Genomic DNA, 1663 nt, shown 5'->3' on the forward strand with positions numbered 1-1663 from the left:
GTGTGTTTTGTATATACATCCATCCTGAAATGCGATACAGAGTTTCTTCTGTATTATTTATAGCAATCCACTGATTGCTTTGAACCGATCTTCCATCAGCATTACTGCTACCATCCATAGTAATTCGTGCTGAACGATTTCCCGAATGTTTCACAGTAGTGTCAAAATTTAATAGAGGATGAGAAATCTCTGGGTCAATATTACTCCAGCCTGTATCAGTTTCAAAACCATCCTGCCATGTGGTTTGATAAATGTTAGCGACAGGAGGAGCTATTATTCCATCATTATTGCTGTCTGTATAACTCAAACGGATATTGCCCAAATGATCTTTGTACTGATAAATATAATTAAAATTTCCTGAACTATACTCTACATATCCTTCCGGCTGCGGGAAAAATTTTAATACGTTGTTTACATATTGAAATCCACCGGCATAATCTGTTGTAGTTGTGCCCGAATTTATAACTTTTTTACTCTGTTTTACACCAGCAGCATCGTATATATACTCTATACTTTTTCTGGTATCAAGAAATAGTATTTTAGAAGGCAGGTTGAGATGGTTGTAGATAATGTTTGTGATTGCTTTGTTTTTATCTACAGTCATATTTCCATTGTCATCATAACTGTAATCATCGCTTCCCTTGTTAACATCTTTGAAACCTTCATCGCTGTATGATGAAATATTATCATCAACTTTCATCAGTTTATTGCCTTTGTCATACGTATAGGCCAGCTGATCAATATTTGTATACCAACTGCTGGATCCAGGATTCTGCATATTACGAGATAATGCCATTATGTTTCCATTACGGTCGTATTCTGAAATACTTTCATTGAATTTGTAATTAAATACATTATTTTCGATATAATTAGCCTCTTTAAATCTATTTAAGGCATCATAAGCATAATTATACTGTTTTAAAGCAGGATTAAGGCTGTTTGATTTCCATAAAGTGCTGCTGATATTACCATTGTATAAAGGCTTGTTTTGGTAATAGGAAGTAAGTGATGGATTGACTATAGTATTATAGTATAATCCAAAACCAAATAAATCATTATCCGTACTCAGGTTATTGGGGTCGTTGATACTTTTAAGCCATCCCCGGATAGTATAGGCATAGTCAACTTTTTGTAATCCCTGAGGGGTTTTTCCACCCACTTTTTTACTGACTAACTGGCCTAACTCGTCATAAGTATTGGCTACAATAACTTCCGGAGTACTGGCTCCATTGATGGCTTGAGTGTGTTCTGTAAGTCTTCCGGCATGATCATAAGCAAAGACATCTACTATTGTAGTTGTAATTCCGTTTCTCAGATGCGTAGATGTAGTTCCCAGGGTTTGGCCAATAAAATCGAATTGGCTTTTTACCGTGCTGGTTGTGCCCAGATAATCGTTTTTGCTGTAGTTATAAATTGGTCTGCTTTTAGCATCATAATAAGTTAGGCTAGTGATCCAGCTAGTCGTTCCTAAGACACGGATTTTGCTACCTGTAGCAAGGCCTTTGACATTGGTAATTGGCGTAACGTTATAAGATGCTGTTGAAGCACCTCCGTTTAAATCAAAGTCATAATCATCATAATAATTAATCGTGAACAGATTAATATCAGTTGGGTTTGGAAAAGCTGAGTTGCTGTAATATACTGTAGTTCCATTGATGGTGTT

1 pseudogene is annotated in these 1663 nt (G+C 35.9%); it reads right to left on the bottom strand.

Features of this window, described 5'->3' with window-relative positions:
- Positions 1 to 1663: pseudogene (locus tag GWR14_RS23655) on the bottom strand (hypothetical protein); the annotation flags it as partial.

This window comes from Flavobacterium ajazii, assembly GCF_010614725.1.
Taxonomy (GTDB): domain Bacteria; phylum Bacteroidota; class Bacteroidia; order Flavobacteriales; family Flavobacteriaceae; genus Flavobacterium; species Flavobacterium ajazii.